Source organism: Candidatus Limimorpha sp. (assembly GCF_056203535.1).
The window spans coordinates 86833-105923 of the sequence record NZ_JBADWU010000058.1; the positions used below are offsets into that span (position 1 = coordinate 86833).

At 45.0% G+C, this 19091-nt stretch carries 18 protein-coding genes; 6 read left to right on the forward strand and 12 right to left on the reverse strand.

Features of this window, described 5'->3' with window-relative positions; genetic code table 11:
* Nucleotides 1-105 precede the first annotated feature (105 nt).
* Nucleotides 106-2691, reverse strand: a complete 2586-nt coding sequence (locus tag AC06MN_RS07165; RefSeq protein ID WP_475671673.1) for a C10 family peptidase — start codon at nt 2689-2691, stop codon at nt 106-108.
* Between the two features lie 313 nt (nt 2692-3004).
* Here AC06MN_RS07165 and AC06MN_RS07170 point away from each other — a divergent pair, with 313 nt between their 5' ends.
* Nucleotides 3005-3553 carry a 30S ribosomal protein S16 gene (locus tag AC06MN_RS07170; protein ID WP_475671674.1) on the forward strand — a complete coding sequence of 183 codons (549 nt, stop codon included), beginning with the start codon at nt 3005-3007 and terminating at the stop codon, nt 3551-3553.
* A gap of 87 nt (nt 3554-3640) precedes the next feature.
* Here AC06MN_RS07170 and AC06MN_RS07175 read toward each other — a convergent pair whose 3' ends face one another.
* Entirely contained in the window at nt 3641-4045 is a 405-nt protein-coding gene (locus tag AC06MN_RS07175) for an arsenate reductase/protein-tyrosine-phosphatase family protein (RefSeq protein WP_475671675.1), read from the reverse strand.
* Nucleotides 4046-4152: 107 nt separating this feature from the next.
* On the opposite strand from AC06MN_RS07175, the gene AC06MN_RS07180 reads away from it, so the two are divergent.
* The 5 genes from AC06MN_RS07180 (at nt 4153) to AC06MN_RS07200 (ending at nt 9780) form a co-directional block, all read left to right on the forward strand.
* Nucleotides 4153-4881, forward strand: a complete 729-nt coding sequence (locus tag AC06MN_RS07180) for a YebC/PmpR family DNA-binding transcriptional regulator (RefSeq protein WP_475671676.1) — start codon at nt 4153-4155, stop codon at nt 4879-4881.
* Between the two features lie 105 nt (nt 4882-4986).
* Nucleotides 4987-5685, forward strand: a complete 699-nt coding sequence (locus AC06MN_RS07185) for a hypothetical protein (protein WP_475671677.1) — start codon at nt 4987-4989, stop codon at nt 5683-5685.
* 78 nt (nt 5686-5763) lie between these two features.
* On the forward strand, nt 5764-6996 hold the full coding sequence (locus tag AC06MN_RS07190; RefSeq protein ID WP_475671678.1) for a DUF3078 domain-containing protein: 1233 nt from the start codon (nt 5764-5766) through the stop codon (nt 6994-6996).
* Nucleotides 6997-7006: 10 nt separating this feature from the next.
* Nucleotides 7007-7885 (forward strand): dTDP-4-dehydrorhamnose reductase, encoded by an 879-nt coding sequence (gene rfbD, locus AC06MN_RS07195; protein ID WP_475671679.1) that lies wholly within the window; start codon nt 7007-7009, stop codon nt 7883-7885.
* A gap of 173 nt (nt 7886-8058) precedes the next feature.
* On the forward strand, nt 8059-9780 hold the full coding sequence (locus AC06MN_RS07200) for a phospho-sugar mutase (RefSeq protein ID WP_475671680.1): 1722 nt from the start codon (nt 8059-8061) through the stop codon (nt 9778-9780).
* 127 nt (nt 9781-9907) lie between these two features.
* On the opposite strand, the gene AC06MN_RS07205 is transcribed toward AC06MN_RS07200, so the two are convergent.
* The 10 genes from AC06MN_RS07205 to AC06MN_RS07250 form a co-directional block, all read right to left on the reverse strand.
* Nucleotides 9908-11578 carry a uridine kinase family protein gene (locus AC06MN_RS07205; protein WP_475671681.1) on the reverse strand — a complete coding sequence of 557 codons (1671 nt, stop codon included), beginning with the start codon at nt 11576-11578 and terminating at the stop codon, nt 9908-9910.
* Between the two features lie 137 nt (nt 11579-11715).
* Entirely contained in the window at nt 11716-12744 is a 1029-nt protein-coding gene (locus AC06MN_RS07210) for a tetratricopeptide repeat protein (protein ID WP_475671682.1), read from the reverse strand.
* A 62-nt stretch (nt 12745-12806) separates the two neighbouring features.
* Complete coding sequence (recA, locus tag AC06MN_RS07215) at nt 12807-13835, reverse strand: recombinase RecA (RefSeq protein WP_475671683.1); 1029 nt, start codon at nt 13833-13835, stop codon at nt 12807-12809.
* A 232-nt stretch (nt 13836-14067) separates the two neighbouring features.
* Nucleotides 14068-14514, reverse strand: a complete 447-nt coding sequence (bcp, locus tag AC06MN_RS07220) for a thioredoxin-dependent thiol peroxidase (protein WP_475671684.1) — start codon at nt 14512-14514, stop codon at nt 14068-14070.
* A 63-nt stretch (nt 14515-14577) separates the two neighbouring features.
* The gene (locus AC06MN_RS07225; protein ID WP_475671685.1) at nt 14578-15210 is read right to left on the reverse strand and encodes a hypothetical protein; all 633 of its coding nucleotides are present in this window, start codon (nt 15208-15210) and stop codon (nt 14578-14580) included.
* Between the two features lie 141 nt (nt 15211-15351).
* Nucleotides 15352-16182: a hypothetical protein gene (locus AC06MN_RS07230; RefSeq protein ID WP_475671686.1), complete on the reverse strand. Its 831-nt coding sequence runs from the start codon at nt 16180-16182 to the stop codon at nt 15352-15354.
* Nucleotides 16179-16820: an endonuclease III gene (nth, locus tag AC06MN_RS07235; protein ID WP_475671687.1), complete on the reverse strand. Its 642-nt coding sequence runs from the start codon at nt 16818-16820 to the stop codon at nt 16179-16181. The genes AC06MN_RS07230 and nth overlap by 4 nt, the downstream gene beginning before the upstream one ends.
* Nucleotides 16821-16911: 91 nt before the next feature.
* Complete coding sequence (locus AC06MN_RS07240) at nt 16912-17361, reverse strand: hypothetical protein (protein ID WP_475671688.1); 450 nt, start codon at nt 17359-17361, stop codon at nt 16912-16914.
* A 100-nt stretch (nt 17362-17461) separates the two neighbouring features.
* Nucleotides 17462-18688 (reverse strand): ABC transporter permease, encoded by a 1227-nt coding sequence (locus tag AC06MN_RS07245; protein ID WP_475671689.1) that lies wholly within the window; start codon nt 18686-18688, stop codon nt 17462-17464.
* Nucleotides 18689-18773: 85 nt separating this feature from the next.
* Nucleotides 18774-19091: transposase (locus AC06MN_RS07250; protein ID WP_475671690.1), on the reverse strand; the 318-nt coding region annotated here is incomplete at its 5' end.

The following is a 19091-nucleotide window of genomic DNA, read 5'->3' on the forward strand; positions in this document are numbered from 1 at the left end:
GGTCCTGGTTGTTTTGATTATTAAAAAAGACAAATCGTATATATTGTTGCCACAAAAAAGGCTGCCCAAACGGACAGCCTTTTCAATTTCGTATCATTCAAACGATTACTTCACGACTGAAATACGCTTTGTGGTTTCGCCATTCTTGGTGGAAACGCGAACCATGTAAAGACCTGATTCGACATCGCTCAGGTTGATGACGAATGAGTTGCCGTCGCAATCTGATTCATAAACCGTCTGGCCGATTGTGTTGAACACGACAACGTGAGTCAAATCGACACCTTCAACGGTGAAGCTTTCTCTTGCAGGGTTCGGGAAGAGAGCCACCTTTTCTTCACCCAGTTCGTTGACTGCGGTTGGTGAATAGTAAACGTGCAGGAAGAACTGATTGTTGTCGCCAATCCAAGCGGCAGGAGCTGATGTGCAGTCGATGCCCTGATAGTAGGCAATCACCTGATAGTAATAGTCACCTTCTTCGAGCGAAGCGTTGTCGGTGTAAGATGTTGCGCTTGCATTGCACAGCTTAATGCGTTCATATTCGCCGCCTTCAGCCTTACGCATGACGAAGTAGCCGGAAAGACCTTCAGCATTTTCAGGCTTGTTCCACTTCAGCTTGGTCTTGAAAGCAGAACCTGTCTGTTCGTAATCGAGATGTGTTGCAGGATCGCAGCCTTCGCCAGCCACAGCGCATGATTCGTTGGAATATTCGCCGTTTTCACCACCGAAGCCCATGAAACCGACCTTGTAGCAGTGACCGCCACGAGGAGCGTTTTCATCGACAAATGATGTAGCGGTAGGAATCAAACGGTAAAGCAGATTGTCGCGATAAACGACATAGCCATAACCTTGTTCGTTGACACCGTCCCATGAAACATTGATGTTATTGTGGTTGGCATCGTCAACGACGGCAATAGCATTTGTAGGAACTGAAACAGCGATGTTTTCGCCGCAGCTGTTGTTCATCGACAGGAAAATGCCTTCTTCCAAATTGTTGGACGAACCGCTGTAATTGTAGACCGTAGCGTTCTGTGAATCCTTAATGACAATGCTCATGCTGCTAACCTCAGCAGTAGGAACCGACCAGCCGAATGAAACAGCGCCAACTGGCATATCAATATCGACTGATGTTGTGCCCGAAGAAGTGGTTGTGTAGCTGCCAATCTGAGTGCCGGCTGCATTGTAAACGAGAACGGCACCACCGCGCCAACCTTGGAATGAGGTTGTGGTCATCATAAGTTTCCATGAACAGGTTGGGCCGAAAGGAACGCTCTTCTTGTAAGCGACTTTACCATGGTTGCCGCCGATTACAGCGTAAATGGTATAGTCGAAAGAATCGAAACGAGGAACGTTAGCATCGGTAACGGTCATCGTGGCACCAGGAGTGACATTGTTTTCGGTATAGATGATTTCACCGTTTCTTTCAACGACAATCATGTCGATGGTTGAAAGGTTGGCGTTGTTCAAGGTCTTGTTTGGGTTGACCCAAGTCATGGTAGCTGAAAGTTCGTTGTTAGCAGCAGGCGTAACGTTGAAGTTGGTAGGAGCCTGAGCCGTGCTGTTGTAAACTTCAGCAGGAACGTAATTGAACACGGCAGCATCTCTATAATAGGAGTAATCCATGGCATCGAAATCGTACCAGCCATCGCCGCTGCCGCTCCAGCCCCAGTTCCAGTGATAGAGACCGGCTTCGTTGTAACCATCGGTGACGAAAGCGTGACAGCCGATAGGATTGCCGTTGTCGCAACCGGAATAATAGACAGGCCAGCCCATGTCGAACTGTTCAATCACCATATCGTTCCAAGCCTCACGTGAATAACTTGCTCTTTCACGATAGACAGATGCACCTGCATAGCCGAAATAGTTGGAAATGGCACCAGGGACACGGTCTGACTGAGAACCACTGCCATCAACGGCATATTCCATATCAACGGCAACGCCACAATGATACATCAAGGTAGCAACGGCCAGTTTTTCTTCTTCAGGCGAGTTGTTTGAAAGACTGTTTGGCATGTTTTTCCAGTCGTAGGTCGTAGCACCAAAGTTTGCGCTCTGCTGGCCATGGCCTGGGCAATTGTATGAATGGCTTCCGGTACCCTGTGCAGGATGTTCCCAGAATTTCATCACCTGCGACATGGCTGTTGCAACGCAACCGGCATAGCAGCGTCCGCCAGGACCACCAGTGCCAGTAGGACAAAGCAGGTTGTAAGGGCTGTCCTGATTCCAAGTGGTGGTAAGCATGTAAGTGGCTGCACGGCCAGGATAGAGTGAACGCAAAGTGCCGTTGTTCATCACGGTTTCCCATTCGGAAGCGGTTGCCGGGTCAGCATGGCCCGTAAGTCTGTTGCTTCTGCCTTCGATAAGGTTGTTCAACATGCAGTTCAGAGCCGGATTGATGTTCTGAGCATCGAAAGTACCCTGATCGGAATAACCGACGATAGGGCGGTAAATGTCGTCAGCCGAAACGATGACGAAGCCTTCGTTACCGACATTGTAGACATAGAAGCAGGCAGCGCCTCTGTTAGTTGTTGCCGTGTAGACCAAGGTCAATTCGCCATTGGCTCTTGTCTGCTCGAAATTAGCCTGGACAAACTGTTGTCCGACATACTTAGCCCTGCTCTGGTCGACGGGATGGGCGTTGACCATACCGATGCCAAGAACCAAGGCAAGCATACTCATCAAATACTTTTTCATAGTGTGATAAATTGAAATTTTTAATTGTGTTTCCTTTACATATAGTTTAAGCGGGCAAATTTATGAAAAAATGGAATATCTCAAGCAAGTTTAGTGCCAATTTAGAATGAAAATAGTTCAAAATGGTTCAAATGCGCTTCGCGTGGAAGAAAAACGTTCAAAACGCTTTGCATAATTAGGAAGTGATTTGAACAATTTTCCCGCAATTTTGAACCATTTTATTGTCAATCAAAGAAAAAGTCGTACTTTTGCACTCGGAAACCACGGGATGGTTTTAGTTAATTCATTAAAAATCAACTTTAAACACTAAATTATGCCAGCAAAAATCAGATTGCAAAGACATGGCAAGAAAGGCCAGCCTTTCTATCACATCGTAATTGCCGACTCTCGTTCACCACGTGATGGTAAGTTCATTGAGAAAATAGGCACTTACAACCCAATCACCGACCCAGCTCAAATCAACATCAAGTTCGACAGAGCTTTGTATTGGTATTCAGTCGGTGCTGTCCCGACAGACACAGTCCGCTCACTGCTTTCAAAAGTCGGCGTCATGATGAAGTATCACCTGATGCGCGGTGTCCAGAAAGGTGCTATGACCGAGGAACAAGCCGAAGTCAAGTTCCAGAACTGGATGAAGGAAAAGGAAGCTAAGGCTGCCAACGCTGTCAAGGCTAACGAAGAAAAAGCAAGAGGCGAAAAGAAAGCACGTTTTGAAGCTGAAAAGGCTATCAACGAAGCTCGCGCTGCTGAAATCGCCAAGAGAAAGCAAGCCGAAATCGAAGCCCGCAAGGCTGAAGAAGCTGCTGCTCAAGCAGCAGAAGCTCCTGCTGAAGAAACTCCAGCTGAAAACACTGAAGCTTAATCTTTTCTTCAAGACCGATAAAAAGCCGTTCGATAGAGCGGCTTTTTTGTTTTGGGATATTCACACGCTGCAACAAGCCGACACATTTCAACGGAAACGGGTTTTATAAACAATGAAAGCCTCGTTTTTAATCCAATCACGCAACAGGCGCATCGAATCCAAGTCGCATGCCACGATTTCAGGATTTAGGGAAACCGTTTTTGCCGCATCAATTTGACAAAAATCTGCAGGCACACCTATTAATAATATATAATCAAATGCATTCTGTTCACAATTACCGAAAGCATTCGGTTTCACTGCTGACAAATCCACAAGACACTCTTTCATCGCCGCAACCACCAATGGCTGAATGTTTTCCACAGAATGTATTCCGGCAGAAACGACCTCAAGTTTTTGCGAATAATCGCGCAGAAATGCAGCCGCCATCGGGCCGCAGCAATCGTCATGCCATGTCAAGACCAATATTTTCATTTCGTCAAAATCGTCTTGCAAAAATACATTTAAAACGCACATCATAAGATTTTTGCTTCAATTTTGCCATTATTCTATGGGATTTACTATCTTTGCGGCCTAAAATTTAAAACTAAACACATTACAATATGGGAAGAGCATTTGAATACCGCAAAGCGGCGAAAATGAAAAGATGGGGACACATGTCACGCGTGTTTCCAAAATTAGGTAAGTTGATCACCATTGCAGCCAAGGAAGGCGGCCCCGATCCTGACATGAACCCCAAACTGCGTCAGGCCATCCAGAACGCCAAGGCTGAAAACATGCCTAAGGACAACATCGATGCCGCCATCAAGCGCGCCACCGATAAGGATGCTGCCAACCTCGTGGAAATCACATACGAAGGCAAGGGGCCTTTCGGCATCCAGTGCATGGTTGAATGCGCTACCGACAACACCACACGCACCGTGGCCAATGTGAAATCATACTTCAACAAGTGCGGCGGCAGCTTCCTGCCAATCGGCTCTCTCGAATTCATGTTCACCAGAAAAGCTGTCTTCGAAATCGAAATGCCAGTCGGCATGGAAAAAGACGACCTCGAACTCGAACTGATTGATTTCGGTCTTGACGAAATCACCCAAGAAACCGACGAAGAGGAAGAAACAACAACAACAACCGTCTACACCGCTTGGACCGACTACGGCACCATGCACGACGCTCTGGAAGAACGCAAGATCAACATCGTGAAGGCTAACCTGCAACGTTTCCCGAACAGCACCGTCAGTTTCACCGACGAACAGATGGTTGAAATCGAGAAATTCCTCGACAAACTCGACGAAGACGAAGACATCCAAGCCGTCTACACAAACATGGAATAATTAATTGTAGAATTTTTTCTCAAAAGCATTGACAAATTTGCCAATGCTTTTTTTGTTTTTATTCTTGAAATCTCTATTTTTGCAAATATTTTAAACATAACAAAAATGAGCCTAATAGACGACATCAACAATAAGATAGATTCCCTGCAAAACGAAGAGTATTCTATCATTGAAACCAAGGAAATGAATGCTTTTGATGATTTGAACGACAGCCTTTCAGCAATTGTCACCAATGCCACCGTGTTATACATCAACATCAAAAACATTCCCTTTATCACCAAAAATGATGGGAAACGTGCGGCTTCAAAAATCTACAAGATGTATCAGGAAGTTCTGAAGCTTTTTGCCAACGACACAAATGGCGTTTTTGCTTGCTACACTAATTCGAGTTTCCTCATTTTCTACCCATCATCAATCAAAGATGTTGACATCCATATCACCAACGCATTCAAACTCAGTTATATAATTGGGAAAGTACTGCCTCAAAAACACCCACAGTTTTCAAGTGTAAACATTTCAATCGGAGTTGACCACGGCAGAATCTTAGGAACGAAATGCGACCATGGCAGATTGTGGTTCGGATCGTGTATCGACAAGGCATTAGCCATCAGCGACGCATGCTCAAAGCCCTTATATTTAGGAATTAGTCGTCTGATTTACAGTGAAATTGGTGAAGACCTGCGAACCATAACCCACCACGTTTTAGGCTTCTCAAGGCAAGAAATAGCTTGGCAAAAAGGCTCATACCAATTTGAAAACGAAAGTAAGCACTACTATTCGACACGACATAACCTTGAAATTTAGTAGATTTTTCCTTAAAAAGGGACCGCTATTTTCGCAATAGATTGTATTTTTGTCCGTTAATAAGCAAAAATACAGTTTATGTGTAACAATCAGAAAATAACTGTCTTCATTATATTGATTATCACCATGATAATCATGCCGGGACAGTTATTTTCGCAAAATCACAGAGATTTCGTTACGCCAAGAATCGACTCAATACTTCGAAATACACTTGATTACCTGGAAATCAGGAATTCCTTAGTCAAGCAACAATTTGACATTCAACAAAAAGAAAAGCAAATCGGAAAGACTTTGAGCGTGCTCAACAAACATAACGCCGAAATAGTGAATGAAAGGCAAATCATCGAAAGCGAACTGGCTGCCATCAACCGCCACATCGATTCCCTCGTTCCTCCTCAGCCTGCCAGAAAACGCCCCAAAGCAAACATCATTGACATCATCAACGAAGGGCTTACTTTCAGTGGTAATTTCGGACTGAATATCAACCAGCTGGCACTATCCAACTGGGCCGCCGGCGGTGAAAGTTCCTCAACAGGAAAAGCCTTTGCCAACTTCACCTTAGCCAATAACAAAAAACGGTACGAGAGCAAAATCATCGGAAACTTCGCTTTCGGCATTTCGCGTTTTTCCGATAAACGTATTGAAAAAGCCGACGATAAAATCGACTTACATTATTCATATTCACGCAGAAGCGGCAAATGGGTCAATTTTTCGCTCGTCTCAACTTTCAACACACAGTTTGCCAACGGTTACACCTACCCTAACGATTCAGTCAGGATTTCTTCGTTTTTTGCACCAGCTTATCTCACAGTATCAGCAGGTTACACATTCAAGACGAAAAAAGACATTTTTCAGGCCTATGTTAGTCCGTTTGCCGGCAAAATCACATTCGTGATGGCACAAGAACTTGCTGACCAAGGACAATACGGTGTCAAAGCGGGGTATTATAATGCCGATTCGACATACATTCACGGCGAAAACATTGCTCCTGCCATTGGTGCCAATATCATCATCAACTATAAGCAAAACATCGGTAAAAGCATCACCTACTCTACCCTTCTGAACTGCTTTTACAACTATTCTGAAAGACGTGACGACGGACGTGTGAAAATCGACATGAACTGGGAAAACAACATCAACTTTATCATTAACAAAAACATTTCGGCTGTGCTTTTCGTACATCTGAAATACGACCACAACACCACATTTCCGGTCTACAAAGACATTGATGGCGTGGAAACTGTCATCGACAATATACCCAAACTTCAACTCAAGGAATCGTTAGGCATTGCCTTAGTACATAACTTTTAAACATCTGATTATGAACATACTGATAACAGGCTGCAAAGGTCAATTAGGAACAGAAATCAATAAAATTGCAAGCACCGACACGCTTCACGACTGGTTTTTTACCGATGTCGATAGCCTCGACATCTGCGATGCGCAAGCCGTTGAAGACTATTTCTCCAGCAACGAAATTCAGGTCTGTATCAATTGCGCGGCCTACACTGCCGTTGACAAAGCTGAAGACGAACCCGATTTGGCATTGAAAATCAATGCGAAAGCGCCGCAGATTTTGGCGCAAACCTGCAAAAAACATGAAGCTTTGCTCGTTCACGTCTCCACTGATTATGTTTTCAATGGAAATGGAACAAGCCCCTATCAGGAAAGTGAACCCGTTGCACCGCAATCTGTCTACGGCAGCACCAAGGCCGAAGGCGAAAGACTGATTCGGGATAGCGGATGCAACTACTTCATCGTCAGGACGGCATGGCTTTATTCCGCCACTGGAAAGAATTTTGTAAAGACCATGCTCATGCTGGCCGACACACGCGATGAAATCAACGTGGTGTGCGACCAGAAAGGCACGCCGACCTGGGCTTACGACTTGGCCGAAATGCTCATCCACCTCGTCAACCAAAACGGTCTGAACCCCATTCAAGAGACCTTCCATTTCACCAACGAAGGCATCATCACCTGGTACGATTTCACCGTGGCCATCATGGAAATCGCAGGAAAGACCTGTAAGGTCAACCCGATTACGACCGACCAATATCCCGCCAAGGCACATCGCCCTGCCTACAGCGTTTTGGACAAGACGAAAATCAAGAACTACACCAACAGAACGATTCCATTTTGGCGCGACAGCTTGGTGAAGTGTATTGAAGAACTCCGACTTAAACTTAAAGAACAAGCATGAAAATCTCAGAATCCCAGCCCCGTAGGGGCGGCATCCCAGTAAGTAGGTGACGTCAGTCCCTGCCGGATGGCGACAGCCAGACGCAAGCAAGTAAGCAGGTGACGTCAGTCCCCGCCGGATGGCACAGCCAGACGCACGAAAAACAATCATCATAATATAAACATATAAACAACATGGATCCTAAAATCATAGAAAGAGCAAAGAGTTGGTTGACAGACCTCTACGATGCCGAAACAAAGAAGCAAGTCCAAGACATGCTTGACAACGACCCTAACGAACTGGTGGAAAGTTTCTACCGTAACCTTGAATTTGGCACAGGCGGTCTACGCGGCATTATGGGTGCCGGCACCAACCGTATGAACATCTACACCGTTGCCATGGCCACGCAAGGTTTCGCCAACTACATCAAGCTGATGCACCCAGGCGAGAAAGACCTCAGCATTGCCATTTCCTACGACGGACGCAACAACAGCCCTGCTTTCGCCAACATCACCGCCGATGTCATGTCGGCCAACGGCATCAAGGTCTACATTTTCGACTGCCTCCGCCCTACCCCAGAACTTTCCTTTGCCGTGCGCGAAATGAAATGTCAGGCCGGCGTGATGGTCACGGCTTCGCACAACCCGAAGGAATACAACGGCTACAAGGCCTATTGGAACGACGGTGGCCAACTGGTCAGCCCACACGACAAGAACGTGATTGCCGAAGTGGAGAAAATCACCGACCCTTCGATGGTGAACTTCAAGCGCAATCCCGAACTCATCACCGTTTTAGGTGAAGACTTCGACAAGATTTACCTTGAAAAAGTATATGGCCTTTCACTCTCGTTAGACCTCATCAAGAAACATAAAGACCTGCGCATCGTCTACACGCCAATCCACGGAACAGGTCGCCGTTTGGTGCCTGAAATCCTGAAAATGAAAGGCTTCGAAAATGTTTACTGCGTTGAGGAACAGATGATTGTCGACGGCAACTTCCCGACCGTAAAATCACCAAACCCGGAAGAACCTGCCGCTATGGCATTGGCCGTAAAGAAAGCTCAGGAAGTGAATGCCGACCTCGTCATGGCCACCGACCCTGATGCCGACCGCGTGGGCATTGCCGTGAAAAACGACAAGGGCGAATTCATCCTATTGAACGGTAACCAAACCGCCAGTATTTTCGTCTATTACCTCCTCACCCGTTGGAACGAACTCGGCAAACTGACTGGAAAAGAATACATTGTGAAAACCATCGTCACTACGGAACTGCTGTTCGAAATCGCCAAGAAATACGATGTCAAGCGTTACGACGTGCTGACTGGTTTCAAATTCATTGCCGACAAGATTTTGGAATTGGAAGGCAAGGAACAGTTCATTGGCGGCGGCGAAGAAAGCTACGGCTATCTGGCTGGCGATTTCGTCCGCGACAAGGATGCTGTCATCGCCACCAGCATGATTGCCGAAGCCACAGCTTGGGCTGCCGAACAAGGCAAGACACCTTACCAGCTGCTCATGGACATCTACAAGGAGTTCGGTCTCTACAAGGAAAAGCTCGTATCCCTGACCAAGAAAGGCATCAGCGGAACCGAGGAAATCAAGGCTTTGATGGCCAAGTTCCGCACCACGCCTCCAACTGAAATCGATAGCGAAAAAGTGGTTGAAATCCGCGATTACAAAGCCTGCGAAGCCAAGGATTTGCTGACGGGCAAAGTCACTGCCATCAACCTGCCCAAGAGCGATGTGCTGCAATTCTTCACCGAAAGCGGTTCGAAGATTACAGTCCGTCCTTCAGGCACCGAGCCGAAAATCAAGTTCTATTTCAGCATGAAAGGCAAGATTGACGGCAACCTTGACGCAGCCATGAAATGTCTGGATGAAAAGCTGGAAAAGGCGGCCAAGGAGTTGACGGAATAAAAGTTACAATTCATAATAACAAAAACAGGGAGTTCGATGAACTTCCTGTTTTTTGATTTAATTGTAACACTTTTTCTATATCCGATTCTTTCACAACAACTTTCATTCACAGACTTAGAACTATTAACTATTCCTTAAAACTGCTTCCACCGATAAACTGTCTTATCATGGAAGTGGCTGGAATTTCATTGTCAGGAACAGGAGTGAAATAATGAAGAAAACGTAACAGTCGGTGCGCCTCAGTATATTCAGGACAATTCTTAGGAACGCTTGCCAAAATCGGTTCGGCATGGTTGCGCATCACGGCAAACTCCAAAAGATAGGCCGAATTGAACATCACATCGGCATTTTCCTGAAAAGGATTAATCCACTTTTCCTCCGCTGCACATACACTCGGCCATTGGCTGATGGTCTGACGCGCTGTAAACGCACCTTTGTTGTAATCACGCACAATGCGACGCAACAAACGGTTATCATCGGTCGGAATCCAGTTATGGTCATCAAGCAAAGTGCAAGTCAAGGTTGAAATGAAGATACGGAACTTGTTGATTTCCGGCACTTTCTCCGTCAAACGCGGATTCAAGGCATGGATACCTTCCAATAACAAAACCGAACCTGGTTTCAGACTTAAAGTCTTGCCGTTGTATTCACGGATACCCGTCACAAAATTGTATTCAGGCACCGAAACCTCTTCCCCATTCAGCATGGATAAAAGGTCACGCTCCAAAAGGCGGTAATCGACAGTCTCGAAATTATCAAAATCGAATGTGCCATCTGGAAATTTCGGCGTATCAACACGGTTCACGAAATAGTCATCCGTTGAAAATGAAATAGGATTCAATCCGCAAGCCTTGAGCTGAATGCTGAGACGTTTGCAGAAAGTGGTCTTTCCGCTACTACTCGGACCCGTAATCAGCACCACGCGAACTGGTTTTTCGCCATGATAACGACGGTCGATTTCCTCGGCAATCTGCACGATTTTCTTTTCCTGCAAAGCCTCAGCCACTTGTATCAGTTCGCTTGCCTTTCCGTTTTGACAAGCCAGATTGACATCACCGACAGTGCCCAAACCCATGAAATCGTTCCATTTCAGGCTTTCGGAAAGCACCTCAAAAGTCTTTGATTGTTCGCGTAATTCGGCAAGACGATTAGGATTGTTGCCATCGGGCACACGCAGAAGCAGTCCGTCGCGATAAGATTCTAAGCCCCAAACGGTTAAGAAACCCGTCGAAGGCAGCAAACGACCATAATAATAATCAGTGACATTGTCCAAAGTGTAGTAATCCCAATACACCTGACCGCAGGTTTCCAAAAGTTTCACCTTGTCGTTTTGGCCCAAATCGTTGAAAATCCGAATGGCATCTTCGGTCCGTGCTTCATGACGATGGAACTGAACATCCTCATTGACAAGTCTTTGCATTTCTTCACGCAGAGCACCAATTTCAGTTTCACTCAGCAAATTTCCATCAGCCTTGATAATCTTTCCGTAAAAGCCATTGGCGATGGGATGCTCCATATTCAGTTTGCTCCCAGGGAATAGATCCTGCGAAGCCTTGTAAAGCAGGAAGCACAAGGAACGGCAATAAACCAGCATGGCACTGTGTTCACGGACATCTAAAAATTCAACGTCACGGCTATTGTAGACGCGGAATTTCAACCCTTGGGAAACGTTATTCACCTTAGCCGAGACAATCGGATAAGGTCTATCAAACTGAAATTCAGGCAACATTTCCAACAATGTCGTGCCTTCCTGAAACTCTTTTGTCGTCTGGGTGTTTTTGCAATATATCTGGAGCATCGCTATGGATTTTCACAAAACTTTCAAAACTTCATCAAAACCATTTGTTTCATTCAACGGCTCGCAACCGCTTGCCGTGAAAAATGAACTTACATATATTTCAATTAAACAACTGATTTCGAATACGTTATTATCAATTATTCTTCTGCCTGATTCTGAATGCGGTTAAGGGCTTGAATGGCCAATTCGTAATCTTTCTGGCGGTTCAGCACCTCTTTATAAATGTTGATGGCATCGGCATATTTACCCATCTGCTCAAGAACACGGCCCTTGTTGAACAAAGCATCCAAATAATTAGGATTCAGTTCCAAGGCACGGTCAAACAAACTCAAAGCCGTTTCATTGTCACGCAGATAAATGAAATTGACGTATGCCTGATTATATACAACCATATAATTATCAGGCTGTTCCATCAGCAAGGTATCGTATTGCAAAAGGGCTTCTTCCGGCTCGCCATGTTCCTGAAGATACAAGGCCAGTTCATATCGTGCATTGGCACGATCAGGAAAATTCTTCTGCACGTTTCTTATGTAATCCAAGGCAAAAGGCGGCTGCTGCACGGCATAGATTCTGCAAATCTGTTCTGCCGGATCGTAGAAAGCGGCATCCTGCTCGTATGCATACTGAAAATTCTTCAAAGCATTGACCGTATCTTGCTCAGCAATAATAAAATACATACCTTTTACGAAATAAGCCTTGGGATTGTAGGAATTGGTTTTCAAAGCCTTGTCGATGTAAGCGGCGGCAAGATTATAGTTTTGCTGCAAAAGATTCAGTTCGCCCAATTTCACCAAAGGACGGGAATCAAACGGGTCAATTTCGGCGGCACGGTTCAAAGTCGTATTGATATTGGTTTCATCGCCCAACATATAATAAATGTCGGCCAGCATCAAATACGAATCAACATTATTAGGATTCAGCGAAATGGCCTTGTTGACATCCATCATGGCCGCACCGACTTGTTCTTCAGCCATATACGCACGGGCGCGATTCAAATACAAATCAGCACGAAGGCTATCCTGTGCAATGGAATCAGTGTAAATGGCAATCGGACTGCCAGGAACGACAGTTTTCACATCAGTTGGCTGTTCAACCGTTTCTTTCGGTTTTTCGTTACAGGCGGCAAATGCAAGACAAACGCCAAAAAGTAAAAATAACTTCTTCATATTCAGTGTTATAAATCACGGACAGAGACGCTTTTCAGCACCTCTATCCGTTTGAAAATTCATTATTGTTCGCTGTTTTCCAAGGCTTCGAAAATCTTAGCCGTGAGTTCATCAGCCAATTCTGGATTGTCTTCGATGAGTTTCTTCACGGCATCGCGGCCTTGCGCCAATTTCGAGTCACCGTAACTGAACCATGAACCGCTCTTCTTGATGATGCCCATTTCGACGCCAAGATCGACGATTTCGCCCGTGCGCGAAATGCCTTCACCATAAAGGATGTCGAATTCAGCCTTGCGGAACGGAGGCGCGACCTTGTTCTTCACGACTTTCACCTTCACGCGGCTGCCCAAAATGTTTTCGCCGTCCTTAATCTGACTCACCTTGCGGATGTCGATGCGGACAGAGCTGTAGAATTTCAATGCATTACCGCCCGTGGTCGTTTCAGGATTGCCAAACATGACGCCAATCTTTTCACGCAACTGGTTGATGAAAATGCACACGCAACCAGTCTTATTAATCGTGGCCGTGAGTTTACGCATGGCCTGCGACATCAAACGGGCCTGCAAGCCCATCTTGCTGTCGCCCATTTCGCCTTCAATTTCGCTCTTTGGCGTCAAGGCGGCGACAGAGTCGACGACGATGACATCGATGGCACCCGAACGGATCAGGTTTTCAGCGATTTCAAGAGCCTGTTCACCATAGTCAGGCTGGGAAATGAGCAGGTTTTCGACATCCACGCCCAATTTGGCGGCATAGAAACGGTCGAAAGCATGTTCAGCATCGATGAAAGCAGCAATGCCGCCTTTCTTTTGCGCTTCGGCGATGACGTGCAAAGCCAAAGTTGTCTTACCTGAGCTTTCTGGTCCGAAGATTTCTATGATTCTTCCTTTTGGCAGACCGCCAATGCCCAAGGCGTAGTCCAAGCCGACCGAACCAGTGGAGATGCTCTCCATCTTTTCGGCTTCAGCGCCGAGACGCATGATGCTGCCTTTTCCGAAATTCTTTTCAATGTTACCGAGGGTGGCTTCCAAAGCCTTTAACTTCTCCTGCTTTAACTTAGCGAGTTCGTCTTGCGATTTTTCAGTTGTCATAACGTGTTTATATTTAAAGATTTAACATTCAACGATTTAAAGATTATTCGGTTTTCGGTTATCAGTTTTCAGCTTTCAACTTTCAACTTTCAGTTTTCAGTTTCCAATTGTTCAAAAAACCAAAACTATCACCTTTGAACCGCCCCTTCGACAAGCTCAGGGAGCTATTTTTTACAAACTTTCAACTTCTATACTTCCCAACTTTCCACTTTAGTACTTTCAAACTTTCCACTTACTTAATGATTTGCGCAGCATGATTAGCGACCTTCACCTTTTCGATGACCTCCTCTATCCTGCCCTCTTCGTCAATGACAAAAGTAGTGCGCACCACGCCCATGTGTTCACACCCACACATTTTCTTGAGTTGCCAAACACCATAGGCATTCATGATTTCCTTGTCGGCATCGGTGAGCAGTTGGAACGGCAGGTTTTGCTTCTGCGTGAATTTACCATGCGAAGCCTCCGAATCGGGACTGATACCCAGCACGACATAGCCTTTGGACTGCAGTAAAGTATAGTTATCGCGCAAATTGCATGCCTCTTGGGTGCAGCCTGGGGTATTATCCTTCGGATAGAAATACAACACGACTTTCTTTCCGCGAAAATCACTCAGTTTCACTCTATTACCAAGTTGGTCGGTGGTTTCAAAATCCGGAGCCAAAATTCCTTTTACTAACATAGTCTTTTCAAATTTTAGGGTTACAAAAATAGTAAATTATCTTTTTATAAGTCGTTTTTCTTCTCAATTCATTTCCATATCAGAAAAAATATCTAATTTTGCATCGTCGTCACGAGCAGGAAGGCTGCTGCCGTGTGCCGAATTTTCGGCATGGATGATGGAGGAAACGCCGCCCTCCGATGATATAGGCCGTATGCTTTTGTATTTTTCACTGGCATACGGCATTTTATTTTGGTCAAAAAACGACTTGTGCCAAATAATTTTTCCCTCTGCTGATTTTTCCAACTGAATGACAACAGCATTATATCTATCAATTTTTTTGACAAATGCAATTGAAACCTTTTCCCTTACGATTTCCTTTATCTCATCTGGATCATTCAAAACTTCCTGAATCAAAAGATACCTCTCCTTATTAATATTGGGATGGTTGTTCACCGCATGGTCAATGAAATATGCCATACTGGAATACACGCGATTATCAACGATGTCTTCATCGAACACAACCATATATTTTTCAGGAATATAAGCTATCGGTTGCGGCAAGACGCAATCAAATTCATCGAATATTTCCTGACTCGTCTTTCCTATTGCTTTTTCAAGGTTTTCATCCGAAAGCCAATCCATTATCCTTTTGCCGAACTCCTCTTTTTCTGCTTCCGTAATAATAAATTTCTCAATGTCGTTTTGTTTATCCATACTCATTTCTCCTTTTCTCGCTGCAAAATAACGACATCTCGGAAAAAGAAAAACGATAACAAACGTTTGTAGTCGACTGTAAGCGTTTGTTGTCGTTTGTAGTCGGATAAATAACTAATAATCAATTATCTATAAAAAAATCTATTCGCAATAATGAACAAGTCTTACGGAATAGCCATACCCCTTGGCTTGAGCATCTTGAGTTCCATACAAAACATGATAGAATAGCATACTTGTGGCATGATGCAAATCACATCCGGAAGCAGTCCAATAACGGCCTTCTTCGCCAATGGAACGCACATCATTATTGATGCGGTAACCAGCGGCAGGAAGAAAGACAGCACCAGCATTTTCTAAAAGCTGCCATTCTTGAAGGTCGTAATTGTTATACTGCCAGCCTTCTGCATCCGTTGCAAAACCGACTCCATCAGGTTGCGTCCATTCGTCGGGCAAGAGCATCAAACCACGAATTCCATTGATGAAAGCTTGGCAGCATTTTTGGTCCGCATCTTTTCTGTAAAACATAATATATTCCCATTCTAAATCATTCAAAGTATGCCACATGTCCCATGCGTTTCCTCCATTTCTGATGCAGTTCACACCCCAATCAGCACCATTTTCATGATTTAGATTTAATTTTCCATTTTCATATTGCGGCTGATAGTAATCATTTAACACATAGCATTTTGCACCTTGCAAATAGCAAGATGTGCCCCAGCCGAACAAATCAATCCATTCAGCATTAGGTGTTCCTATATTTTCATTATCCAAACCAATGAAATCATATTGGTGTTCGGCAAAACGCCAATATTTTTCAGCAACATTGTATTGCAGGTTTCCCTTTGAGAAGGTAACTTGGCGATGGTCGGATATTGAGAATTTCGCTTCGAAACTGCCTTGCGGCAATTCTTCTTTTTTACATGCAGAAAATGCACAAAGCATTACAGCTGCGATTACAAGTAACTTTTTCATTTACAATTCTTTTTATAGTAACAACATATATCATTTATTCCGCATTTTTCGCACTGCGGATTACGTGCCATGCAAACATATCTGCCATGCAGAATGAGCCAATGGTGAGCGGTTGAAAGCACTCCCTTCGGGAAATGCGCCGTCAGCACTTTTTCGGTTTCAAGAACATCTTTCGAATTTTTGGTCAGTCCGATGCGGTTTGCCACACGGAAAACGTGCGTATCGACAGGCATAGCTGGTTTGCCGAAAGCCACGGCCAGAATAACATTTGCCGTCTTTCGGCCCACGCCAGGGAGCCGCTGCAAATCATCAAGATTGTCGGGGACGATGCCACCAAACTCATTCACGAGCGTCTGCGCCATGCCCAACAGGTTTTTCGACTTGTTGTTCGGATAAGAAATCGACTTGATGTAGGAATAGATTTCCTCAACGGTAGCCTCCGCCATATCTTTTGGCGACGGAAAACGCTGAAACAATGCCGGTGTGGTCATGTTCACGCGCTTGTCAGTACATTGCGCCGAAAGTATGACCGCCACAAGCAATTCGTATGGATTGCTGAAATGCAGTTCCGATTCCGCCACGGGCATGTGCTCGGCGAAATAGGCGACAAAAGCATCGAATCGTTCTTGCTGTGTCACAAAAATCAATTTATCTCTTCCCGCTCCCTGAGCTTGTCGAAGGGGCGTTGCTCGCTTATTTATCGTTTCGACAGGCTCAACGAGCAAATAATTAAATGATATTTCCCTGGTCGTCAACCAAAACGCCCCAGCTGACGGCAGTCATGCCTCCTTCATCGAAGAAGAAATCGATGAGGGCATCTTCAAACGAAATGCGCAGTTCGCCGTCTTCGGTTTCCTGTTCCAATTCATTGAAACCTTTCGCTTTCATCATTTCGATGACGGCTTTCTGGTCCAAATCGAAGACTTTTTTACCATAAAGCGTGGCATTTTCGTTTTCAGTCTCAAAGCAAGCTACCACCGATTTTGTTATGCCTTCGAAATAAATGTTGGTCTGCAAGTCGTCATATTCGTAATAAATGGAGCGGTTTTCCGTTTCCTCCATGTCGTTCAGTTCCTCGTAAAAGTTTGGCATTCCGAGCATTTTGACGGCTTCGTCAAGCGTCATTCCGAAAGGTATTTCACCGTAACCTTTCAACGGTTCAATGGTAAAGTTTTCCATATTTCAAATGTTGATTTATTGCGGTAAAAGTAGTGTTTTTTCTTCAAATGAAAAGAAAAACTGCAATTTTTAATGATTATAATTTAGAATGACAACATTCTCATTCAAACCGGATGGAGCGCGATGGTGTGATTCTGTTGATGACGCTTGTCGGGATGAGCAGCATCAAAGTCCAAAGGACGAATGTACCTAAATTGATGGCAATTACAGTGGTGAGATGTAATTCAATCGGCACGGCGGAAAGATAGTAAGTTTCGGCTGGCAGCTTTATTAATGAGGTGTATTGCTGCAAGAAGCAGAAACCGAGACCCAAGGCGTTTCCAATCAACATGCCGATGCCGAGGATTTTCATCGAGCGCAACAAGACAACATTTCTGACGAACTTGTTTGTAGCTCCCATGGCTTTCAAAAGTCCAATGGTAGAAGTACGTTCAATAATGATAATCAGCAACATACTGACGACCGTAATGCCTGCCACCAAGAGCATCAGTGCCATAATGAGCCACACATTCGTATCGAGCAAATCGAGCCAATCGAAGATTTGCGGATTGCTTTCGCGTGCGGTATAAGAGGCTAAATTGCCCGGAATGCTATAATAAAGTTTGGAATTTACCTCATCAGGCTTTGCACCATCTTTGAGCCAGATTTCAAGCAATCCGGTTTCGTTTTCCGACCAGCCGTTCAGTTTGCGGATTTGGTTGATGTCGGCAAAGACGAAACGCTCGTCAAACTCATACAAGCCCGTTTCAAAAATGCCTTTTACGGTAAACTTTCGTCCTCTCGCCTGCATGTCCTTGTCGACAAACCAAACGCGGACCTCGTCACCGGTTTTCAGCAGCATTTTATCAGCTATGACTTTGGAAATCAAGACTTCAGTGGAACGAACGCTATCGGAATAAACAGGCACTTCACCATCGACAACGCAAGTGGAGAAATACGACCAATCGTAATCAGAGCCAACGCCTTTCAGCACCACACCTTGAATTTCATCCTCGGTCTTAATCATGCCCGCCTTGTTGGCAACCATTTGATAATGGCTGATTTCATCAAAAGCACCTAACCGGCTGACCAAAAGCGAATCCAATTGGAATGGCGTTTCCTCGACCGACTCGTTTTTGTCCAAGGCCTGCACACGAACGGGTGCCACAAAACCGATGACCTTGTCGCGAATCTGGTTTTTGAAACCAACGACAACAGCCCACGAAATAATCATCACAATGATGGCCAAGGCTACGCTTGTGACGGCAAGGCGCATCACCGTCGAAGAAAGGTTTTGCTTCGACAAGGAAAACAATCGGTCTGCTATGAATTTCGAACCTGATGCCATGATTTCGATTCAGAATTGCAAAGATAGGATTTTAATTTCAGAAAATCCGTTGTGTGAAAAAGAAAACCTGTTTTGTGGAAAAAACCTAAGTACATGACAAAATTTGAAAGATGTCGAATTTAGGTATATGATTAGGGTTCATTATGCACTCGGCGATGTAGTCCAGGCCGTACTTGAAGAATGACACGGCCTTTCTCCCGTTCTTGAGTATTCTGGTTTTCTTGACCAGTCTGTCTCTGGAGATTCCGACCAGGTATGCCCAAAGGAAGGCGATGGTGACGATGGCGAAGAGCCTTTCAATCCGTTCGATGTCAGCCAGGTGGGTGTCCTCAATGTTGAACCCGCTGGATTTCATGGACTTGAAGCAGGTCTCGATCTGCCAGCGCATCCTGTAGGTCTCGGC